The following is a 24,198-nucleotide window of genomic DNA, read 5'->3' on the forward strand; positions in this document are numbered from 1 at the left end:
TTTGATTGTCATCCTATCAGATTTAGGCAGATGGTTGGTTAAACTTTCCCTGTCGCCATTCCTTATAGATTAGAAAAACACCGAGTAAACATAAACCTTTGAACACTAAAGGTGTTAGCATAGCGACTGTCAATAAAAACTCCACGTCACTCATACCGAGTATTCCATCGTCCATCACTTTACCCGGCTCCCATCGCCACCAATCTGACTTAACAACTTGTTCAAAAATGGAATCAAAGATCTGAAATATAAGAAGTGTCGCACTAATGAGTACCAACCCTTTTGATTTCGTCCGGAAACATAAAAATACCAATAGCCCTATAAGAGCCAAGTGTGTGGCAAGATTTAGACTATAAAGCACATAAGCCATGCCAGACCTCCTTCAGATGTAAGTTTGATTGTAATCCTATGAATACTTTTCTAATCCTCTTCCAACGCTGTTCCCAAGTATCGCTGTAAAACCGGAGATATATCCGTTTCTTCTCGACTGCGTTGTTGACGGAAACACGCAGCTAAATCTTTACAGAAATCGAAGAACTTCTTTGGGGCATCAATGTGCATTTGGTCGAAAAAGAGTTTATATCTGGCGATGGTTGTGTGTGGTGGGATTGCATTATCTATGATTTGTTGACTCTTGATCCGCCCGCGAATGCGTAGGTCTTCACTGCACCATCCCAAGTGGACAAGCGTCCAATCCGTCATATACTGGGTAATGGCTTCAACGATCAGTCCACCATCGGTGGATACCTCTCCACCAACCCAGCAGTGAAAAAGTTCATGGGCAAAAAAGTGGTATGCGAGATCCCGTTCCTGCTCGGTGTTCCCATAATTCTGCGGAAATTCACAGATAAACTTGACCTCTATGGTGTAATCTTGAGCGGAATGTATCTGTTTGTTTATCTCGGCGCGCGCACCTAAGTTATTGGGTTCACAGATTCGGTCTTCGACTTCAATCACAATCCCCAATCCTGGTCCCATGAGCCTTTCAAACGCTTGATGTGCCTGTTCCAATAGTTCAAGAATCTTCTCAGGTTTCCATGGGCGGTTTGTTTCTGCTTTATAGGTAAAACGTTCTAAGGTCGCGCTTGCGGCCCAGTTGGTAGGATTCGCCTGTGATTGGATATTTTTCTGGTAATTCGCCATTCAGTTTATTCAAATTCAATCGGTTCGGTTACATGAAGGTTAACAATTTAGAGTGAAACCTAAAAATATATGGGCACTTCTTGACACGACGGGCAATGAATTGCCCTACTACGAACGGATATTTGTTAACGGATAAGTGTCTATATAATTTTAAGTTTTACTATAATTCGGTAATTTCTTGCCGAAGCCCGGTTCGGTTAGGAAACCGAACCTACCGGACCTGGGGAAAAGGGAATTCCGTATTTATGAAACAGGCTATGGTTATACCGCGAGTTCTTTTTGGTGTTCAAGTTGCGGAAGGCGAAATTTTCCCTGTCGCCATTCTCTATAGATTAGAAAGACACCGAGCACAAATAAAGAGTTGTACAGGAAGGATTTTATATAGGCAACTGTCAATACGAATTCTCCGAGAGTCATGCTTTGCGTCAACCAATTACTGATCTCACCTGCTATCCATTGATCCATATATGGGTCAAAAAAGTGTTTAAAAATTGAACTGAAAACCCCATTGGTAAGAAGTATAGCACTAATAAGTATCACACCCTTTGACTTCGTCCGAAAACACAAAAACAGCAGTAGTCCTACAAGAGCTAAGTGGGCAACAATACTCAAACCGGCAATAACGTTAAACATCGCTTGAACCTCCTTCAAACGCGAGTTGGGTTGTCATCTTATTTTTTTTGAGAAAATTATACCATAAGTCTGTTGACCATACCAGTTTAATCAGGTTTTCATTTCGGTATTCAGTTTTCGGTTTCCATCAGCATTCAGTTATCAGCGGTCAGTAAGTGGTAGGTGCGGGACGGGCAATAATGCACGTCGCATTTGGGCGAATACGCCGCAGAATTGCCCTACTACGAACGGTTCTGCTTGTAGTAGTGCGATTTATCGCACGTTCGGAATTACCGATTTAAGTAATTAATCTTCATGAAACCACACCTACCGCGTTTAGAAGACAGATTATCACTAACGGGGTTCAGGGTCAGGACTGCCGATTTTCAGATCTGTAAACGGTTTTCCGTCTGGGTCGGTAATCCGTAGATAGAATTCCCAATTGACTTCTTCATTGCAGACCTTGACGAGGATGCTATTTTCGCCGGGCTTGAGCGTCACAGGAATCGTATAACGGTCAATTCTGACACTATGGGCACCGGTATTTGTGAACACCTCTTCGCCGTTTAGAAAGACTGTCCCTTGGTCGTCGCTATCAAAACGGATTTGTGCTTCGCGTTCATCAGGCGAGGTAACGGTCACAAACGCATAAGCGACACGCCAATTGACATCCTGTCCGAGGTCAATGAAGCCGTTGAGTGTGTCATCGGTGCTTCTTTGCCAACTGATCTGTCCGTCTACACCATCGTATTTTGCGGTTGTGTCGATCTGTGTTGCCTCTTCTGCGATGTACGCCGTGTCGTAACCAACACCTTTGGTGTTGTCAAAGGGACCGAGGATTAACCATGAATCTTCAGCGATAACGCCTGTTTTTTGAACATACGTTTTCGCTTTTTCTGGCATAGCGTTTTCACGGCAGAACTCCGCCAACTTAAGATTAATATCTAATTGAATACCCAGATTGCCAGACATGGTATCCATTAATTCATCCAACATTTCAACGTAACGTCCTTTGTCGGTAGCGTTCTTACCTGCCCGAGCAATCCATGAAGACAACCAGCGTCCAAACGCCTCCTGTTCCATGGTGTTTAGGCGTTGTTTGAGCTGTACTAAAGCCTCATCATACCGGTCATTAGCGACATACGCCTGCGCCAACGTTTCGGTGTAGCTTGCCCCGGACCCCATTTGCGATGCGCGTTCAGCGTATTCCAATCCTTTTTCCGGCATGATACCTTTGTCAAGAATCTGCCTTGCAAGATTGCGATAACCAGCGGGACTTTGTCGCCGGTTTGCGTTTTTCTGTTGGATCGTTAGCCACTCGGTGTATGCCACATCTGCTTTTTCAGCATCGCCTGCTGCTTTGTAGGCATCGCCTAACAATTCCAGTAAAGAAACACTTGTTCCCATTTTCGGTCTTAATTCCTCAAGAACAGCAATTCCTTTATCTTTCTGATCTTTGTCGGCGTAAAGCTTCCAGATGCTCCGGACTACGGCATTGTGTTCGCTCTCTTCAAGGGAAGCATCTAATGCCTGACGATACACCGTTTCCGCTTCTGACAACCGGTCTGCTTTCTCGTGGGTTTGTGCCAATAGGTTGTACAGTTCATAAGAGGTCGGTTCAAGTTGAATCGCTTTTTGATATGCTGCAGCTGCTTGCGTCAACTGTTCTGCGTCTACCACAGCTACGATCTGACGGGTATAAGGCTCCAGTTTAGCCTCCCCGACCAGTCTACCGTTGTTTTTGTTAGGTGACGCGTCAGGGATATGCCCTTCCATTTCTCCGTCAAATTCCCAGTAAGCGACTAAGCCGGGTTCGTCCCCTTTCAATCGAGTGTTCATATTTGAACGGATCTCATCCGCTGTTAGTGCGACATCCCAGACAGCGACCCGATCAATTTGCCCTATAAATGAAGCATGCGTTACCCACTCTTCTTCATGAGAACCGCCGATTCGGACGGGCAGGTTGCTCTCATAAATGTTCTGATTCCCTCTAAAGTCTCGGGTCCCGACTTCAGCCCCATCAATAAACAGTTTAATGAAATTCCTTGGGGCATCAATGACCCCAGCGACGTGGTACCACTTGTTGAGTGTAACCGATCCTGGCGGTGAATATACACCTCTCTCCGCCTCACCACTTGGCGATGCAGCGAATTGGACTGTACCATCATTCCGTAGCCAGAGTGTGTAGCTTCGGTTGCTGATTTCGGGTGTCCGCTCATCCCCCTTATAAAGAATGGGGGTATACCTGTTAGGGTATTCGATCGGTTTGATCCATGCGGTCAGGGTTACCTGCTGGCTAATATTGTTCAGCGCAGCACTATCGGTAATCTCCACGAAACTTCCGTTTCCAGCCAAATCCAGTGCCGTATCTTCAACAATTTTCTCCGTCTGACGGTGCTTTTGATAGAGATCACCAATCTTTTTGTGCCATTGTGCATCATCAGGTTGAAGTTCACTGATTTTTTGGTATTGGGCGATTGCCTCGTCAACCTTATCGCCTAATTCGTAACTTTCAGCAAGTGCGAAATGTGCGTCAAGGTCATCAGGGTTTTCCTTGATCTTCTGTAACTGCTCGGGAATCTGCTTTTCATAGAGTTTCCCTTCAGTGTAAGCCTGACGTATTGCCGCCTCTGCTCTTTCCCGCCCTTGGTCAAATCTGGCAATGTTCGCCATCTGTTTATAAGCGTCAACGGCTTCTTCATACCGTTTCGCGCCGAGGTAACTCTGCCCGAGGATTTCGTATACATACTCGTTCAGCGAAGAGAGCCCCCCGCCCATCCGTGAGCTTGCAGCCACAGCGTCCTCAGCAAACTTGACTGCCGAGTCGTACAACTCACCCTCAGCACAGATAGAGGCAAGTGTCATGAGTAAAAAGATATCGAATGGCGCGCGCGGATTGGTTGAAACCGCGGTCTCACCTTGACTGATCAACTTTTCTGCGAGTTCTGGTTGGTTGCTTTTTTGCAGCGCGGCAGCGGCATAGAAAAAACTATTGAGGTTACTGGGTTGTGCTTTGCAAAGTGCCTGATATGCTTCTGCCGCCTTTTCATAATCGCGTGCATTCCGGTAAATTTCAGCAACCATTTCAAGAACCGCTGGATTCTGTGCGTCCTTTTCGAGTTTGTCGTTAAAGATGGTTTCCAATTGACCAAGTTTCCCTTGATTTTTATAGGCATTAATCAAGGTTTCGCGCGCCTCATCTCCAGCAGTCATAATTTTGAAACCGGACGAACTGGAACTAATAGAGAAACTACCCATTGGACCGGACTGAGACTGATTCTCATAGAGTTCTACCGCCAAATCGTTATCGCCAACTTGGACGTATAGTTTCAGTAACTCGTTGGTGATGTTCCCGCGTTCATAACTTTGCGTGGTCATATCCAAGGCTTTCTTATAAGCCTCAATTGCTTTCTGAAATTCACCGGCGTTCCGGTAGTCTTGTGCGCGGTTTCGCTGCATCTCAAGCGTTATCGTGCCAGCCTCTTCCGCCTGCTTTAGCATCTCTTCTAATTTGCCCTGACGCTTGTAGACGGTCATGAGCTGCCGTTCTATACTCCGACGTTCCCACTCTTGTCCTGTGTATTGGATGGCATCCTTGAATGCCTTCTCTGCGGCATCCAGATCATCCTTCCGAAGGTAGAGTTGTGCCAATTGACGATAGACGCGCCCGTCACCGGGATTACGTTCAACGGCTTTTTTATATGCCTCAATGGCATCGTCAACGCGGTCTTCGGCAGCATAAAGTTTCGCGAGCCGCGCATAGTGAACACCGTTCTCTGTATCCGCCTCAATGTATTGCTGTGCGAGTTCAAGTGCTTCGGGGGTTTTGTCAGCAGCTTGGTAAGAATCAACGAGTCCGTCCTGATACTTCGTGTTTTCGGGATCTTCGTCAAGTAAGGCGTTCCAAGTATCTACCGCCCTATCGTGCTTATTTTGACGTGAATAGAGATTTGCGAGTTGTGCGCGTGATTCGAGATCATCCGGCATCACCTCTGCGAGTTTCTCGTAAATTTCTACCGCCTTTTTGACCTCGTTCTGTTGGACGTACTGTTGTGCTAACGTTCTTTGCATCCCGACATCAAACTTTTCCGTTTTCTCAGGCGTACGGGTTGTCTTCGCCAACCCATCACGTCGCTGCTTGATTTGCATCAACTGTCGTTGCGCCTGTTCACGGGTCCACTGTTGTGTTGAGAAGTCATTAATGATCTCGGTAAAGAGTGCCTCAGCATCGTCCCACATTTCGTGTTGCAGGTACGTGTTCGCGATTTGCTCTTTCTCATAGGAGCCATGCCTCTGAAGTAGGCGGAGGGTCCCCATCTTACGGAATGTATCTTGCGCTTTCTCTTTCTCACCCTTCTTGGCATAAGCCGTGCCAAGTTTTTGATAGGTTTCCGTAAGATGCCGTGTATCTTGATGATTGATTTTTGCGATTGTAGACTCCAGCAAACGCAGTTCCCGATCTCTGTCATTCGCGCTTCGGTAAGCGTCGGCGAGATTGTTTAACCAGTGTGTATCCACAAGTGTTGAATCATCAAGGAGTTTGTCAACGAGCGCGTCTGCTCCTTCAAGGTCGTCCGCTGTAATCTTCATAGAAGCGACGAGATAAGTTAGCAACGCGTCGTCGGGTTTCTCATCGAGTTTTGCTTCATATTCGGTTAGCAATTCCGCTATCTGCTCTGATGCTTTGTAGAACTCAGTCAGTTTTGATACGATCTCTACCTGTGCGTGTGGATCTCGCGAGAGTGTCGTATCTTTTGCGTTGAGTTTTTCGCGTAGGAGCTGGATCGCCTTTTCACGATCACCTGCGGCGACATAAGCGGCAGCCAATGCGGTATAGGAAGAAGCGTTGTTTGGCTGCAGGGCAATAATTTTTTCGTAGAGTTCAATAGCGGCTTTAGGATTATTGTTTTCAAGGGACTGACGTGCCACGCCTTCTGCGAAAAAGTTGCTATAGTTCAGTCCGACAGATGGAACGATCATATCTTTCGCGAGCGAAACGAGTTCATCAACTTTGCCTGCGGAAAAGAAAGTCTGCATGACCTGATAATAGTTGTAGCTGAGTGCGTTCGGATTCTCTTTGAGGAGTATCAGGTATTGCGTTACAGCCTCCTTCGCCTTGCCGCGGCGCTCTAACATCTGCGCGTATCGCTGTCGTGTCATAGTGTCTTGAGGACGCAGGGCAAGTGCTGCGTCAAATGCTTCGGCTGCTTTTTGCACCTGATTTGTCTGTTCATAGAACGTCGCCAATCTGACGCGTGCCTGAAACGAATTAGGGTCTTTCTGGGTAGCTGCAACGAGCAGAGGTTCGCGTTCTCGCAACCCTTTTGCACGCCCGGCGGTCTGTACGGCGCGTCGAAAGTCCCACGAATACAATGTGCGTCCGTATCGGTCGCGCTGGTTGACGAACTGCATTGCGCGCGCGGCGATCCGTGCGGCATCCTGTCCTCGCCCTAAGTCATCCAAATGTTGGCTTAAATCTACAAGGAAGTTCGGATCACGTTCACCCATTGCCAAGGTCATCGCTTTTTTGGCAATAGCGATTGCGTATTGCGTGAGTCCGTTCTGTTGGAGGATTCGCGAGAATTGATAAAGTTCACGAGTCCCACTCGGTGAATTGAGTACCTTCGTCACCAATTCGCGTACAGCAACGGTATCGCCTGTCTGCACGGCAAGCTGGAGTGTGAGTTCATGGTACTGTTTGCGGTTTCTTGGATCCGCCTCAGCGAGTCCGGTAATTAATTTGAATGCTGCGGCGTGTTGTCCTGCTTGGATAGAGGCAAAAATCGTGTTTAGTTTAAGGGTGAGATCCTCAGGGAATTCCTTTTGAAGCGCGGAGAGCACCTCTTGGGCATCGTCACGCTGCCCTGCCCACCAATAGCAATAACTGAGTGCTAAACTCGGGTAGATCCGGTCTCTCCCTGTCGCACTCTCCAATTCAGTCTGCAATTTTTTGTATAATGCCTCCTGCTGATTGCGGGACCACAATTGACTGAAAACCCGCTGGAGGAACTGTAAACGGTTTTGATCGTAGTAAGTCGTCGGCGATGGATAGTTTGTCTGTAGGGATGTGTAACCGGCGTAAGAGCGATTTGCGTATGCTAAGGTTGCGACGCGCCGTGCGTTTGTCGCTTGCGGTTTGGTTCGTTCAAAGAAGTTCCAGAACAGCGCAATCCCTTTGTCGGTCTGTCCTTCACGAATATAAGCAGTGGCGAGATTTTGATAAATATCCCGATACTGACGCCATTGCTGTGATGCGTAGGGATTGGGGAACCCAACCCCTACGCCGCTTGCTGGCAGTTGCGTATTTTGTGCTGACTGACGTTGCGGCGTTGAAAGCCCTGGTACCTGAATCTGTGTAAGGATTTTTTCGGCAGCGTCTGTTTTCCCCATCCGTGCGAGCGTACTCACAATCGTCGCGCCTGTATTAAGGTCAGACACTTCTGCATCTACAAGTTCTACCACCAGTTTCTCGGTATCTTCTTTCCGTCCGTGCCGATAGAAGTTACTTGCATATCGTGCGATATACCAGAGCCGTGCGTCAGGGGCTAAAGCGGTTATTTCATCAAGATATTTTTTCAGCGTTTCATAGCTGATGCCTTGTCCGATTAATCGAGTCAAGCGCGTTCCGTGATAGACAGGGTCGTTGGGTGATACGGCAATTAGCCGTTCAAGTGTTTCATTCGTTTTGTCGGTATTGCCGGTTAAGATATAGATTTGTGTTAACGTTTCGAGGCCCTTTATGTTTTTCGGATCGGCATCCACTTGTGCTTCAACCTGATTGATGAGTTCTCCCAATTTTCGTTGTTGTTGCGCGATTGTGGTTATCTGTACGAGCGCGCCCGCTTGCGCCTCTTCAAAGTTCCTCGGTATCCACTGGGTTTGCCGTCCCCCCTGAATCTGAAATGCGGATCGCTGAATTCGAGAGGTGAGCGTTCGCGGCAAATCAAATCTATCTGTCCTGATTCCGGGAGGTCCAGATGTCGCGTGAGGTGTATTTGTGATTAGGTTCTGTGTTGCATGCTGCGTCGGTTCAGGCATGTCAAGCACCTTTTGAAACAGCGGACGTGCCCGGTCATATTCGTTCATTTCGACGAAGGCATCACCCAGTTGATACAATTCAAGATGCGCGTTTGGACCTGTTACCTTTTCTGCTGCCCGATCAAGCACAGAAATCGCCTCATCTAACAATCCGTGCTGAATCAGTAAAGTCGCGAGTTTAATCTCTGCGTCAAACGGTTGATTTTTGGTATGGAGAAGTTTAGTCCACGCCTGAATCGCCTCTTGTTCCCGCCCGACATCAAATAGTAATTCACCGAGCCGTTGCCTATGCATAGGATTCGGTTGTGCCTTGACGAGTCGCTGTTGATAGGTGAGTGCATCCTGTGTATCACCGAGATCAAGGCTGATTTTGACGAGTTGTGCCAAGAGATCCGGGTTATCGCGTTCCCGATCCAAAGCACGCGCCAGCTGGAAATGTGCGTTAGGCAAGTCGCCCTCCATCTGATAGAGGTTCGCCAATGCGACGACGGAACCTACATCAGATGTGTTGGTTTTCGACATCTGTTTCAATCTTTCTTCCAACTCGCCGCGTCGTCCCAAGTCGTAATATACCTCAGAAAGCGGTTTGACAAAAGCGAGCTTATCACTGATGCTTCCACTCAATTCCCAACACCGCCAGTACTGTTCAAGTGCCTGTCGAGGGTTTCCTGAAAGTTTATAAATTTCAGCAAGTTCGGAACGGATGTTAGTAGATTCTGGTCGAAGCCGAATCGCCTGCTTGAAGCTATCAATAGCCGTCTGGTAGTTTCCCGCCTGCTTCGCGATGAGTGCGAGCATCTGATGCCCTTCAGGGTTGCGCGGGCTGTGGGCAATTGCTTGCTTCGCTGCATCCGTAGCGGCATCAAAATCCATGACTTCGAGATAGGAATGCGCGATGTTTGTATAGTATTCGCGGGCATTTGCGCTGTCAACTTCAATCAGGTGGGTATAGATAGCGTTGGCATCATCACGCCGTCCCTGCAAAGTGTATACTTCCGCGATCCAACGGTTAACAAGAACGTCATTGGATTCAAGAGCCTTTGCTTTCATAAGGACTTCAAGTGCATAGGTGGTATTGCCGAGTTTAAGGTACATCTTAGCGAGCTGCTTGTATTGGTTGAAAGCATCCGCAGCCGCAATGTCTGGTTTTTCAAGTGCCGTTTCCAGCGCACTAATTTTTTCAACAAGCGTCCCTTGTCGCCGATAAATTTCGATGCGTTGGTTATCCATCTGTTCAGCGAAAAATTCGTTCGGTGCGAGTTTCGCGGCTTCAGTGTATTCCGTTAGTGCTTCGTCATAATCTCTGTTCTCCACAAGTCGCTTCGCCAATGCCTCACGATAACGGTATACATCGGGTGCTAACTCAGCGGCTTTTCGGCTTGCAGCGATAGCTTCGGTGCCGCTGTTTAGGACGCGTGCTTTGCTATCAAGGAGCTTCGCGAGACGGTCATAATTTTCGGCGACTGCCTTATCACCAGCAACCATTCTGTTCCATGTCTCCAAAGTTTTTGCCCGATCTCCTTCTCGGAAGTAAAATTCGCCGAAATATTCGATGTAATCAAGGTTCCCGGGTGCCAGTGAAATCGCCTTTTGATATGCTGTGACGGCATCATCCATCCATTCATGATTGGCGTAAATCTCGGCAAGGATAAGGTGCGTGCTTGCGTTATCGGGATCGCGTTCGAGCATCCGTTGATAGGTTGCTCTTGCTTTGTCTTCGTCATCTAATTGTAAATACAACTCACCGAGTTCGCGGTAGAGACCGAAATCGTCGGGTTGTTGCTCGCTGAGGGATTCGTAAGCTGCAGCCGCTGCTTCAAACTGTTCAGCGTTGCGGAGTGCAGCGATTAGGTTCAAGCGGAGCGTAGTGTCTGTCGGTGCGAGTTCAAGTGCCTTCTGATAAGCATCAATGCCCTCGTCTAACTGCTGGTTTTCAATATGTGCCTCGGCGAGCAAACCGATGAGTTCTGGATCGTTTGGTGTATTTTCAAGTTTTTCTTTATAGTGTGTGATTAAGCCTTCCCAGTTTCCGTCAGCGGCGTAAATGCCGATGATGCGATGCTGAAGGTCTTTGCGTAACCAGTTTCCGGGTGCCGTCAACGCCAATGCGGCTTCGTAGGTTTGAATGGCAGCCTCGTAATCACTCTTTTCCTCGTGTATATTCCCGATCTCCCGACGACTCAAGCAGACGCGATATGGATCGTCGGTTTTAAGTGCGATAATCGCTTCATGTTGCGCGATGGCTTGTTCGTAGAGTTGTTGTTCTCGGAAGAGGTCTGCGAGTTCAATGCGGGAAAAAATGTTTTCTGGATCCAGTTCAGAGATTTTTGTCCATGCCGAAATTGCTTCGTCTACGCGGTCTCGGCTGAAATAGGCGCGTCCGAGTGCCTTGTAAATCGTCATCAATTCTTCAGGAGATGCGGTCTGTGTCTGTTCTGATAATTCTGCGGCTTTCGTTAACTCGCGGATTGCGTCCTCATGCCGACGCAGGGTTGCGTACATCTGCCCTAATGCGAAATGGGGATAATAACCGTTTGGTGCCAGTTCAACGGCACGTTGATATGCAGCAAGTGTCTCGGCATCTTTTCCGAGGCGTTTATGGATATGACCCAAGATAAGTTGGAGGTTTGAATCGTTAGGTTTGGCTTGTGCTTCCGCTTGATAATCGGCAACCATAGCATCTAAGCCATCACCTTCAAGATAGAATTGGTAGAGTCGGTCGAACGTACTTCCCTCTTTTGGGTTGCGACTGAGCATTAATTTGTAGCGCTCGACAACTTTTTCGTCTTGGGCGAGGGTGATTGCGGGATAGTAGAGAGTGCAGGATAGTAGATAAAGCACACACGCGACGCTTAAGCATTTTTCTCTTGTGAACATGAAGATCTCCTTGAGGAAATGTTTGGCGTTGGAAAGCCTAAAAATTTTTGAGACTTTTAAATCAATTTCCCAAAATAGATAACGATTTTAATATTTGTGGGTTTGCTATAAACATACCGTTCCTACGGAACTCAGGAGCGAACATTCACCTCACAGTTTATATCTGATATGCAAAGGTTTCGGTTTCGGAAGGCTTTCTGAGTGCAGGAAACACGCCTTTTTTCTAAAATTGACACTTATGGTTCACTTATAGTGACACACTTTAAGGGCAAAAAAGGTGCATAATTTTATGCAAAAATCGATTTTAATCAGACTCGCTAAAAACTTCCATTCCGGCGGAACCGTCAGCGACCTTACGAATTTGCTTCTCAAAACCGGGGGGTGAGAGCGTCCACGTAATCCAGAGCGGTTCGTCGCCTGTGTTGACAAATCGGTGTTCAACATTCGGTGGAAGATAGATGACTGTGCCGGGTTTCAGGTCGGCAACTTCATCACCAACATACGCTTTGCCTTGTCCACCATAGACGAAAATAATCTCTTCGGCTTCGCTGTGGGAATGGATAGGAATTTCACTATTCGGGTCAATCTCCTCTAAGCCCATTGCGAAATGTTCGGTATTCGCTGTATTTGGCTGGATGAGTGTGTAGAGTGTTCGCGGTGCCTCACCTTCAACGCGGACGACTTCTGCATCTTCTTTGTGGTAGATATGTTTCATCTTTTGCTCCTTAAGGATGGATGGTAGTTAAACAAACCAGTAGGAATATAGACTTGCATTTCTGAGTTGAAAACGTAGGCGTATCTCTTTGCCTTTGAGTGCTTCTAACGGACTGTTGAATTTAACCGGTGCATCCAACGGATCGCCAACGATTTGCTGAGAGGTGTAATTCTTCAAAGGGGTCCCAATATCATCGGTGACCGAGACGATGACATAGCCTTGACTTGCATCAAGGTTGAGGTGTAATTCTCCGCCATCAATTGTCAAAGGCTTTGTCAGCATGTATCCTTGCGTCTCACCTGCATCAAGGGAGACGAATCCGTCCCGTCGTAAAGTCGCCAAGCCGAGCATGGACTTGTGCTTCCGTTCGACCTGTTTGAATTTTCTGCCAGTATGGGGTCCGTTCACGCCGCCGTAATAAAAATAGATTTGGTCGTTATGTGTGATGAAATTTTGGCTAATCCGCGTCATGCCGTCTTCCCAACTGCCCGGTTGCCCGAGCGTCAGGAAAGTCTGTCGGTCCAAGACGCGTTGCCAGTTGATACCATCACGACTTGTTGCGAGCGACGTGTCAATTGTGCCATCAACGCCTTCGCGATAGACCCAGATCATGCCGAGATAGATGCCTTCGTAGATGTTGATCGGCATGCCGTAAATTTGCGTCCCTTCTTCATCAACTTCATCACATTCAAAGACGCGTTCGGGTCGGCTGAAGTTGATTGCGTCGGGACTCTCGGCACGAGCGATTTTACGTCCACCTGCCCCGAATCTTCCAAAGACGACATACTTCTGTATTTTCGGGTCCCACACCAAGGATTGGGTCGTGTCGCTATCAATCGGAATAACGGGATTGGTTTCACAGTTCGTCCAGTGGACCCCATCGGGTGAAAAGGACATCCACATACCGTCCCCTTCACCACGTCCCCAGATCGTACGCCCTTCGTATTCAATGAAGGTGTCAATCCCTCCGTGTTCCCAATAGAAGCCTTTGTAACGACGCGCGGGGTCGGTTTCACGTTCATCGTAGATGATAGCTGCGCCTTCGCAGTTTGTGCGTCCGATGTCAACGAGATTGTTTTCGACACTGCCTTCAAAATCGACTTGGTTTAGGATAGGTTTCTCCCAGTGCACCCCATCGGTTGAAGTGGCATAAGCGAGGAGTGTTATATTGCCGAGCGCACTTCGTTGACGGACCTGTACGATTCCGTCCACATAAGGTCCTGTGAGATACCACATTTTGAACAATGAATTCTCTGGATCGTAAAGCACTGTACCATAGAGCGATGCGACACTCTCCCATGGATTTTCGCCGCGCAGAACAGGGTTATTGGGATGCCGTTGCGGCTGGTGTATCCGGCGATACAACCCTTCGATCCGGGTGATGTGATGCAGATCAAGGAAAAGATAGCGGTGTTCCATGCATCGGTTCCTTAGATATTCTGTGTCCTTCGTGCAGCCATGTTATCATAAATGCGAACGTAAGTCAATCACAATGGCCGTGTTTCATTTTATCGCACTGCCTTGCTGAACGGGCAATAATGCACTTCGCATTTGGGCGAGTACGCCGCAGAATTGCCCTACTACGAACTGCACTGAACGGGCAATGATGCCCTACTACGAACTGAATTTACCTTTAATTTGAAAATGGACAAAGCACTAAACTTACCTATTAAGTTACAGCACGCGCAACTCTTCAAATAGAGCCAACTGTTGACGGTAATTTGTCGGGAGTGGACGAATTTCTTGATAACCCTCAAAGAAAATTGTCTGTTCCTCTTCACTGAAATGGCGTGAAAGCGTCAGAATATCTGAGAGATAATAACCAAATCCAAACTCCATCACGTCAATTGGAGAAGGTTGTCCATCGGAGATAATGATATTATGGGGTTCCAGATCCGAGTGAATCAGTCCAAAAACGTTTCGTTCTTCACCGTGTTCCGTGACAAATTGTGAGAAGCGCGAAGAGAGAGCGGTAAGTTTCGCAAGTTCCGCCGCCGAGGTGTCCGTATCGCTTCCAAGTGCTGCTTCAATTTTCGCTGTAATCCAGTCTGTATCGTACCGCGGGCGGGTGAACCAGTTCGGTAATTCTAATGTTTCTGACACGGAGTGCATGCGCCCCACCATGATCCCAAGCTCCCGAATCAGTTCCGGTGTTTTTTCTGCTGCGGAGAGTCCGTGAAGCGTCTCACCGGGGATCCAATCGTATACAGTCGCATAGCGCAGCGGTAGGTCGTTTGGTGAGGCACACTGAATCATTTCGCCATCACGTCCGGGCACGGGAGAGAGGGTTTTGATGCTCGCTTCGTTCCAAAGTGCTTGTAACCAATAGATTTCAGATTGAATTTTATCAATAGAAGTTCCAGCCTGATAGATTCTCAGTGTGAATCGAGTATCCTCAGTGTGCAAGAAAAACAACATATTCGCAAAATCAAATCCGACACCACTGATTTGGAATGAAACGTTATTCAACGCATACAACATAACAGCCGCTTTTGCATAGTGCCAATCGGTGACAAGGTATTGTAAAATATTTTTGTTATAAACTATCAAAATACCACTGTCACACGCGTGTCGTGTTGATTCGGAGATAAAGGTTCGCTGTTCATTATTGCGTGAATCCAAGAAGGCAAGGATGGCGGGATCAATCTGCGGGTGCGGATCAGAGATTGCTTCAAGCCAATACTGTCTACACTTATCATGACAATCGATTCGGTAGACGGGTAAGGACGGATCGCGGTACCAATCCGGTGAATTTCCGATAGCGTATTCAACTTGGGTCCTACAAAATGGGCACGACATCTTCTCTGCCATGATGGTGTTCCTCCTATTCACATTGGTTTTATATGAATACAATTATTTAGTTTTCGTTTTTTTGTCTGAAAGACCCCCTAAATCCCTCTTATCAAGGGAACTTTCTGCATCTTCTTGTCTGGAAAAACCCCCTAAATCCCCCTTATGAGGGGGACTTTAAGAGGAAATACGCAAGTTTTAAATGTAATAGAACGCCGATTCTTAGGCACTTTGGCTAAATCGCGGTTCAGCCAATCGGAAGGTTAGTAAAAATCCTACCAAAACAAGCACACCGCCGCCGATAAAAACCGGTTCAAAAGCGAATTCTTCGATTAACGCGCCAATTAGCGGGGAAACGAACAGCGGGATTGCTTGAAAAAGACTCATCACGCCGAGATATTGCGGGTGTTTCTCCTGTGGCGCGATTTCAAGCGTGTAATTCGTGACGATGCGGGCTGAGACGGGTGTAAATCCCATAAGGGCAAAGATAATCCAATAAAACTGGGCACCGGTTGGCATCCGACTAATGCCGACTGCTAACAACGGCATACAGGCACTGATGAATATCAGGATACGCAAGACAAATCGGTTCCCTGAACGGTCTGCGATGTTGCCCATGATACCGGCACCGATAGCGTTGGACGCGTTTTGTGCAATTATCAACGTGACGAAACCAGAAGGGACGAGTCCTAATGTCCGCGTCCCGAAAACGGTATAGTGTGGGAAAAGGGGCCAGATCGAGTAAAATAACAGGATAACGATTGCAAATCGCCGAAAATTTCTGTCGTACCGCAGCGATAGGAGTGCATCACCGAGAAATCTGAAAAAAGGGGCCGTCCCTTCTGGCTGTGAAGGGAGTTCTCTAAACCCAAAACTGACCGCCGCTGCGATCCCGAAGAAGAGAGCCGTTGCCCCAAAGAGCACAGCATAACGCGGTGGACTCACAGAAAACCAACGCGGTAGGAGGTAAAAAGCGACTCCGATCGCAAGTGTACAACCGATGATATTGGAATAGGCGAGTAGCCTGCCCCGTTTTTCAGGGCTGATAAGTTTCCCCTGCAGCGTTCCGTTCGCCAGATGATTGCAACCGACAGCGAGCCAGTGCAGGGTACACAGCGCGAGAAAAACAGCGACAATGACATTCCCTGACCAACGCGTTAAGCTTAATGTTGCGGACAATATGAACCACGGAATCGCAAAACCGAGACCGGTGAAAACAAAGAACCCACGTTTTGTGGGCATCCGAGCGACACGTTGTGCCACCAGAAACTGGGGTAGACTTTGCCCGATTCGTAGAATGAGGGGTAGCAACCCGCGGATAGTTCCAGACGAGGTATAGACATCAATAAAGGCTGGAATGACCACAGACTCGGATTTGAACATCCAACCGAGACGCATCAGAATCTGATTGAGCGCGAATACAATTAAATTGCGCTTTTCATGCGGATAAGACTCTTTTGAACGATCATTCGTCTGATCTGGTGCGCTTTTATCCATTGAAATTCCAGTCGTTTGTCATAGTAAAACCCTCAATTATCTATACGCGTGAGAAAGCGGGGTTTATAGAGGAAAACCCAAGCAAAACACACCGCCAGCGAAGGAGGGCGTTTTAGCATCGGATTTACGGTGTCAAGGCACCTGCTTCGAGCCGCTGTGCGCCATATTTTTCCAAGTCGGCTTGTTCCTCTGATGTCAAGGTCTCTTGCTTGGAGAGTGCCTCTGCAATCCGATGGAAGCGCTCAACGTCTCTCAATCCCATAATGGTTAGATGGACACTTTTATGGCTGAGCACATAACGGTAGAATTGTTCTGGCGATGGCGCGTCAGCGTCTCCAAAAAGTCTGTCGTTACGTGAGGCGTTCATAATGACGACACCGGTATTGTGTTTGTCAGCTGCAGGGAAAACTGTATCTTCCGGTGTTTTCATTGCGCAATTATACCAACAGAGGACGGTGTCGAAAAATCCAGTGGCGACAGCGTGCTGAATCTGTACCCAATCGTGTCCGGTAACACCGATAAAGCGAATAAGCCCTTCATCTTGTGCTTTTTGCGCCATCTCCAATGCGCCACCGGGTGCTAATGCTTGGTCTCGTTCTTCTTGCGTGTTCAGGTGATGTAGTTGGTAAACGTCAATGTAATCAACGCCAAGCATTTGTAGAGATGTTTCAAGCTCTGTCCGTGCCCCTTTTGCATCGCGCTGAGCGGTTTTCGTTGCAAGAATGAGTTTATCGCGTTGTCCTTTTATAGCGGCTCCGATGACCTTTTCATCCTCGCCATCTCTGTAGGCTCGTGCCGTATCCATATAATTGATACCGGCATCAATCGCTTTCCGGTAACCGTTAACGGATTCACAATACGCGCCCCCACTACCGAGTCGGGTAACCGTCAAACCTGTGCGCCCTAAAACTGTTTTCGGGATTTCATAAGCCATTATGTTTACCTCTATGGCTATCAGCAAGAATAGCCATCAGCAGTCAGGGTGGATTTTTTCAAAAAATTCTTTCAGCAGTCAATAGGAAAGATCATCCTTTAAGAACACCTCTTTGCTGATTACTGATTACCGATTGCTGATTGCTAATTTATTCTTGAATGTTAGCAAGAGTATATGCTATTTCGCTGTAAAAGTCAACCTTGTCTCAAAATGCAGATGTGTTAATATTTGTAACGCGACAATCGTTTTCTATAGACATAGCACCCCTCTCGGGTGAGGAAAGTGCCTGAAAGCCCTCCTTGAAACGTCCAAAACTTGAGAGTAGCAACTTGGGTTAGATATAGCGCACCGCTGGAGTGCCGGAACCATCCACCATCAAAATGCGGGTGCCATCTCCCACGCCTGAACGGATCGGAAACGTGCCTGTCCACCTCGGTTCACTAATCTTACACCGGTGCTGTCGACTCGCGTTGGGTAGACACGTTGCGTAATACACTGTCTACCGTTTGCAAACACTTCAACCACAGATTTATCGACATAGATGCGGAGCTGAAGTGTTTCGTTGTCCTTCAGCGTAAACGGGGCACATTGTGAGTCAACGAACTGCTCTGATTCTGGCAATCTTGCAGTGCCGCCTGCGTCTCGGTAGTGTGGATAGCGAATGGCTTCGTTTAAGGTAGAACGGCTGATGTCTATTTTTAATGTTTCTTCCGCTGGAACATACAGAACCCCGGTGCATTCAGCCTGATCTGGTGAGCAGAGTACTTGGACACCGACTTCGGCTGCATTGCTGGGATCAATTTCGACAACCAATTCGAGGCAGTTTCCCTGAACCTCTTCTAAGTTCATCTCATCATCGGCATTCAAGATGATATTTTCACGCGCCTTCGGGTTCATTCGCAGACATTCCAACTCCGGCACGGGTTCAATCTGTAAACTACCGTCGGTTGCGAGGGACAGGATTCGTGGTACAGTCATGACACCTGACCAACCGGCAGCGCGTTCCTGTTCAACGCCTTGGATTTCGCGGATCCAATCGAAAAAGATACGGCGACCTTGCGCGTCTAACAGTGAGCGAGGTCCACCGAGCAGTCCACCCTCCCAACTCATCCGTCCATAGTTTTCAACGTGATATTGCTCATTTTCAAATCTACCGAGATAATACTGCGTGCCTTGCCAATGGCTACAAAAGAGTAACATGTGCTTATCGCCCAACGGATAGAAATCAGGGACCGCGCAGTCTTCTTCTGGGTCTGTCCACTGGCGCCGTGATTCATAAAAGGAGCGCACGAATTCCCAGTCTACGAGATTAGACGACTTAAACAGCGCAGTGCCATCTCCGATTTGTCCCGGTATCGTGTTTCCGATGAGGGCGTAATATGTATCACCTTCCACCCAAGCGCACGGGTCAAATACAATATATTCGCCGTGTCCTTTTTCACCGGGTTTTGGTACTGGGATCACTGGGTTGGCGGGATGCTTATCCCACGTAATGAGCAGGTCATCATCGCTTGTTGCGATACACGTGCCATCAGGAATTCCGTGATAGATGAACGTCGGAATGCCCTCCCGATTTACGAGTGCCCCACCACTAAAACATCCGCCCCGGTCGGGTCCGTTAAGGTCCGGTGTTAAAGCGATCGGATGATGCACCCAATGCACGAGATCGACGCTCGATGCGTGTCCCCATTGCATCCATTTCCAATAGCCACCTTCGGGATTGTGTTGATAGAAGATGTGGTAGCGTCCCTTCCAAAAGATGGAGCCGTTAATATCGTTCATCCAGCCAAATGGCGGGGTGAAGTGATAGCGCGGTCGATATGGATCGTCTTCGTACATTGCATCCAGTACTCGTGTGGAATGTATAAGTGCTTCTGTCTTTTCGATGGTTGTATTCATAGTTCTATTGTTCCTTATAGAGAATCGAAAGGCTCGTTATCTACAAACAGCCCGTTTGTAGTAGGGCACTTCATTGCCCGTCAGTCATGTCATGGATACCTATCATTTCTCCGCCGCTGGAAGGTCTCCAAACTTGCTGGTCTTCCTGTCTCACAATGTATCACATAGAAAATCCACTAACGTGAGTTCGATATAAAAAGACAGAGCATTTTAACCCAAATCTGAAAAATTATGAGACATCAAAGCATCTGAGAAGCGGATTCTTACCTCGTTTTCAAATCCACCCATATTGTCGTGAGTTTCCCACTCGCGGATACCAATCCCCTCATACGAACTGTGGCTAACTGCTTGCGAACACCGGCATGAGAGACATCCTCTATTCGATAATAGTAAACGACATTCGGTTTAGCGGTGGTGTCCGTCCACATATAGGTGTGGCGTTCACCGGTTGTGCCTGCGCCCGGAATGAGTGTCGGATTGACGACTTTGAATTCACCGTTTCTTGCTTGACTACGGTAGACATAGAAGCCTGCGTTGTCTATTTCTGATTCGGTAATCCATTTGAGAACAACGCCAGCGGGTGTCCGTTCTGCTCGGAAATGGGACAGTGTTACCGGCAGCGGTTCGCCCCCTTCTTTGAGATAAATTTTCATATCTGGCTTCTTTTTTAGAAGCGTAAGGAGTCGTGCATGGTTCTTAATCGGGTTGCCTTCGAGGCGTAACACCTCTAAGTTCGTGAGATTTATCAATGGCGTGATGTTGCTGACGTTGTTATGAGAAAGGTTTAAATAATCCAAATTCGTCAGGTTTTCCAGAGGCATTAGATCAGAAACTTGATTCCTACTGAGATTCAAGTGTTTTAATTGCGTCAGATTTTTCAGGGGCGTGAGGTCGCTGACATTGCCAATGAAGGACAGGTTTAAATGCTCTAAGTCCGTGAGATTTTTCAGGGATGTGATGTCCCTGACATTGTTAGAAGAGACGGTCAAAACCTTCAACTTCGTCATATTTCTCAGTGGTGTAATGTCGCTCACATTGTTCACCACATAAAGAGACAAGCGCACTAAATTAGTGAGATTTTTCAGGGGCGTGAGGTCAGAAACAGGATTCCTACCGAGCTTCAACTCTCTTAATTGCGTCAGATTTTTCAGGGGCGTGAGGTCGCTGACATTGTTCAAGAAGAGACTTAAGTCATCTAATTCTGTCAGATTTTTTAGCGGCGTGAGGTCACTAACATTATTATCGCCAAGCCATAACTGTTTTAATTTCGTCAGATTTTTCAGGGGCGTGAGGTCGCTGACATTGTTATTGTTAGCATCGTTACCATCAAAATCCCCCAGATACAAGTACCTCAATTGCGTCGCATGCTCTAACCCGGAGAGGTTCTTTATCTGTCTATCTCTGGCATTCAAGTTTTTGAGGCCTAGCAGTGCTCGTTGAGAGATAGGATCATTTTTATTTAGTCCCAACGCTTCTCGTATAGATGCTTCCAAATTCGGATCGAGTATTGACACGATTTTAGGAGGCGGCAGTATATTGGAAATATCAATCGGAAATGTTTGTGATGTTATACCACCACCTTTATCAATCATACGTAACTCGACTTTATCATGAGTTTCAATAATTAATTCAGTGCTGACAAATTCAATCGTCTTACTTTCATTTTCAAAAAAGTGGCACCCATTCAACTCAAAGTCTGAGTTTGGATCCGTCGGGTCTACTCGGATTATCAGCTGTACTTGGTGCAAACCCCTTGGGTCATTGGTTTTAAAACGCAGACGGATTGCGTCAGGTGATGCTAAAGTTGGGGGCAACATCTGCATTGTCCGGTCTGTATTATTGACTTGTGGCGTGCGGACGTTGAAGTAGGAATGGACATCCAAAAACCCGGCAGCACATTTAGAGAGTGTGTCGGGTCTCCCTCCGTAAGACATGATATACGCATCGTTGCGAAAATCGTGATATAATCCAAAGCAATGTCCAAGTTCGTGTGCTGTCATAATGAATTGGTAGCCAGCCTCCTGCCAATTAAGCTCATTAAAATCTCCCCGCGGCGTTGTGAGTGCGTACCCTTGAAACGCGTACCCGCCGAGTGACTGACCGAGATCTGCCACAATCAAATAGGTGTTACTTGATGTATCATACCGCTGCTTTATCTCTGGGATAACTGTTTCAACAGCAACACTTATACTATTATTATAACGCGAGCTGGAGGACTTCCCCTTGACATGATGTATCACCACCTGTCCCGTCTTACCTGTTTCAAGTCTAAACGTTTTTCTCCCGAAGCCGTGTCGTTCCATCTCGTCGGCGTAGAAAGTCTGTATATTTTTTACTAAAGCATCGAGATTTGTATCAATGCCTGCTTGGGGTTGGCGGTCTTTGGGTAAAAAGTAAATGACACGGACACTGTTATGTGGTAAATTCTCTATAATTTGTGCAGAACTGTGAGGTAAAGTGATCTGTCCAAAAAAGGTAAGAAGTGTAATCAGGCAATACAGTGTTGTTTTCATAAAGTGTTGTCTCCTTTTCGTGTGAATCTACGTTAATTTGATGTAACCAACGGTTTGCCTTTTAATTTTTAAATACTTATGTGGAACTACGTTACTATAATCCCAGCGTCCCAAATCACTCAGTGAACCAGAAGGCGTAAATTTCTGCCTCGAGTATAGAAAAGCGGAGGCGCACAGTCCTGCCACGAAGTTCAGCAAGGTTAGCCTTCTCCTTCCAACGTACTGGTTCGTCAATACTATCAATCATCGCGGGGATACTTTCGTCGAAGGTGTATCCCGGAACAGGTCGTCCATCATCGGCATTGAGCACCTCTACCTTAACCCGACCACGCCAAGAATCGACATTAACGCGCAGTTCGCTACCTTCCACAACTATAGGTTTCGTCAACACCGAACCCCATTCAATGCCGCCCTTAAGCGACACAAAACCGTCAACGCGAAGTTTGGCGAGTGCCATCGCAAAGTTGTTGAGGTATTTTCTGTTCATTATGTCCGTCAAAGGTTGACTGCGGTGCCGAACACCAAGGTAGTAGAACCAGAGTTCATTGTTGCGTCTGACAGGTCCGTTGACGACCGAGATCTGCCCTGTATCGTAAGCACTGCCATCCCCTACAGGTGATAACTCGATAAATGGCGTGCGGTTCGCGACCCGCTCCCACTTTCGCAAATCTCGACTTGAAGATAGTTCCACCGATTTGCGACTGTCTACGTTTTCATAGAGTGGCGGGTGCTTCCCCGTCCAGTGGTGCATCACAGGTAATCCCAGATACAATCCCTCATAGCGAAACACCGGAAAATTATAAACGTCGGTACGCCATTCTTCAGGTCGGTTGTATATCGGGGTAAGATAATCGGGATCCTCAATGAATTTACGGATCCGTTCTTCCCCGTTTTCTTGATCAATCTGGTCGGCGTGAAAAATTAGTTCTATCCCGCTCCAGTTTTCAAAGTCCTCGCTGGTACTCAAACAGAAGCTACGTCCATAAGGCGATCTGCCATCGGGTCCGGCGTGTTTGACGGTTGCGATAAATAGACCGTTCTCCTCGTCATAACCGAAGTGCGCCTCGTCCGAGCTTGGCACAGGTGGCACATCAAGGTATGTCCAGTGCAGGCAGTCTGGTGAGACTGCTGGTGTCAGCCCACCGCCTTTTCCCCATCCCATCCCTTTATAGCGACGTTGTTCATCAGGATCATGAGGGTCGTAGATCGGTGCCAGTGGCACGCCCGTGGGTAGGATGTTGTTGTCTGTGCCAATCGCGGTGCCTCGCCATGTGAGGGCATCATAATCCTGAAGACCCAACGCGGGTTTCTCCCAGTTCACACCGTCTTCCGAGGTTGCATAGCAGATAAAACTCCGTCCACCCATCGGCGCGCCGGTTACATCGAGTTTGACCTCTGGATCATCTCCTTCTGCACTGGCGTAGTAAAGCACCTTGAAAACCGCTTCATCGGGTATCCATGCGGGGGTTGTCCACATCATAATACCGCAGTTTTCCCAGCGATGTTCAGGTCGAAGCATAGCGTTCTTTTCAAACTTTTGCAGTGGATGCAGTTTCCGGGCGAGATTGTCGATTTCGTCAATATCATGGTCATCAATGAATAGCGTTTTCATTTGATTAGTTATTAGTTATCGGTTGTCAGTTGTCAGTTAAGAATCGGGAATCGGAGTTTCCTCTTACAAGTAATATTTTGACAAAAGGCATAAGTCCTACTTAATATTAATGGTGATTCTATTATGTTCCGAAAATTGTAAAAGCGGAAATTCACCAAGCCTCCTACTCTTAAGTTATCCAAAAGAGGTAGACGAATATAAGTACTATCCAAACCCATGCAACTGTTTTTATCACAACGCTTTTCCATCCTTTTGTCGTGAGAGAATAGGCAATGTAGTTGAATAAAAGCATTAAGGCGATCATGAGGTTGCCGTATTGGTCATAACCAAAATTTCGCCACTTTAGTAGGTGCATCACGTTAAAGACAAGGAGGCAAAGAATGAGCGCAAGGAAACCGTATCTCCAAAGAAGATTGAATGTGAATTCGACTTCTGTCGATACCGCTGGGCGGTTCGGGTTCATCCGAAGCGTTCGTTGGCGTTCTCGTTCGTCTTTAATTTTCGCCTCAAACTCCTGTTTTTCGGTATCGGTTAATTGCTTCACGAAAATTACCTCTTCATTTGGTTG

The 24,198-nt window shown here is 47.3% G+C and carries 13 protein-coding genes; all 13 read right to left on the reverse strand.

Annotation, left to right across the window (positions count from 1 at the left end):
* Positions 1-22: 22 nt before the first annotated feature.
* The 13 genes from OXH00_07770 to OXH00_07830 all read right to left on the reverse strand — a co-directional run bounded on the left by OXH00_07770 (position 23) and on the right by OXH00_07830 (position 24,174).
* The gene (locus tag OXH00_07770; protein MCY3740902.1) at positions 23-370 is read right to left on the reverse strand and encodes a hypothetical protein; all 348 of its coding nucleotides are present in this window, start codon (positions 368-370) and stop codon (positions 23-25) included.
* Positions 371-420: 50 nt separating this feature from the next.
* Positions 421-1,143 carry a hypothetical protein gene (locus OXH00_07775; protein ID MCY3740903.1) on the reverse strand — a complete coding sequence of 241 codons (723 nt, stop codon included), beginning with the start codon at positions 1,141-1,143 and terminating at the stop codon, positions 421-423.
* A gap of 261 nt (positions 1,144-1,404) precedes the next feature.
* Positions 1,405-1,776 (reverse strand): hypothetical protein, encoded by a 372-nt coding sequence (locus OXH00_07780; protein MCY3740904.1) that lies wholly within the window; start codon positions 1,774-1,776, stop codon positions 1,405-1,407.
* Between the two features lie 333 nt (positions 1,777-2,109).
* The gene (locus OXH00_07785; protein MCY3740905.1) at positions 2,110-11,670 is read right to left on the reverse strand and encodes a tetratricopeptide repeat protein; all 9,561 of its coding nucleotides are present in this window, start codon (positions 11,668-11,670) and stop codon (positions 2,110-2,112) included.
* 304 nt (positions 11,671-11,974) lie between these two features.
* Entirely contained in the window at positions 11,975-12,385 is a 411-nt protein-coding gene (locus OXH00_07790) for a cupin domain-containing protein (GenBank protein ID MCY3740906.1), read from the reverse strand.
* Between the two features lie 27 nt (positions 12,386-12,412).
* The gene (locus tag OXH00_07795) at positions 12,413-13,804 is read right to left on the reverse strand and encodes a hypothetical protein (protein MCY3740907.1); all 1,392 of its coding nucleotides are present in this window, start codon (positions 13,802-13,804) and stop codon (positions 12,413-12,415) included.
* Between the two features lie 255 nt (positions 13,805-14,059).
* Positions 14,060-15,196, reverse strand: a complete 1,137-nt coding sequence (locus OXH00_07800) for a phosphotransferase (protein ID MCY3740908.1) — start codon at positions 15,194-15,196, stop codon at positions 14,060-14,062.
* A 201-nt stretch (positions 15,197-15,397) separates the two neighbouring features.
* The gene (locus OXH00_07805) at positions 15,398-16,672 is read right to left on the reverse strand and encodes a hypothetical protein (protein ID MCY3740909.1); all 1,275 of its coding nucleotides are present in this window, start codon (positions 16,670-16,672) and stop codon (positions 15,398-15,400) included.
* Between the two features lie 124 nt (positions 16,673-16,796).
* The gene (locus OXH00_07810; protein ID MCY3740910.1) at positions 16,797-17,606 is read right to left on the reverse strand and encodes an aldo/keto reductase; all 810 of its coding nucleotides are present in this window, start codon (positions 17,604-17,606) and stop codon (positions 16,797-16,799) included.
* A 375-nt stretch (positions 17,607-17,981) separates the two neighbouring features.
* The gene (locus OXH00_07815) at positions 17,982-19,505 is read right to left on the reverse strand and encodes a glycoside hydrolase family 32 protein (protein ID MCY3740911.1); all 1,524 of its coding nucleotides are present in this window, start codon (positions 19,503-19,505) and stop codon (positions 17,982-17,984) included.
* Between the two features lie 263 nt (positions 19,506-19,768).
* Positions 19,769-22,018: a leucine-rich repeat domain-containing protein gene (locus OXH00_07820; protein ID MCY3740912.1), complete on the reverse strand. Its 2,250-nt coding sequence runs from the start codon at positions 22,016-22,018 to the stop codon at positions 19,769-19,771.
* A 115-nt stretch (positions 22,019-22,133) separates the two neighbouring features.
* The gene (locus OXH00_07825; GenBank protein ID MCY3740913.1) at positions 22,134-23,630 is read right to left on the reverse strand and encodes a hypothetical protein; all 1,497 of its coding nucleotides are present in this window, start codon (positions 23,628-23,630) and stop codon (positions 22,134-22,136) included.
* 169 nt (positions 23,631-23,799) lie between these two features.
* Complete coding sequence (locus tag OXH00_07830; protein MCY3740914.1) at positions 23,800-24,174, reverse strand: hypothetical protein; 375 nt, start codon at positions 24,172-24,174, stop codon at positions 23,800-23,802.
* Positions 24,175-24,198: the final 24 nt, after the last annotated feature.

The organism is Candidatus Poribacteria bacterium, assembly GCA_026706025.1.
Lineage (GTDB): Bacteria > Poribacteria > WGA-4E > WGA-4E > WGA-3G > WGA-3G.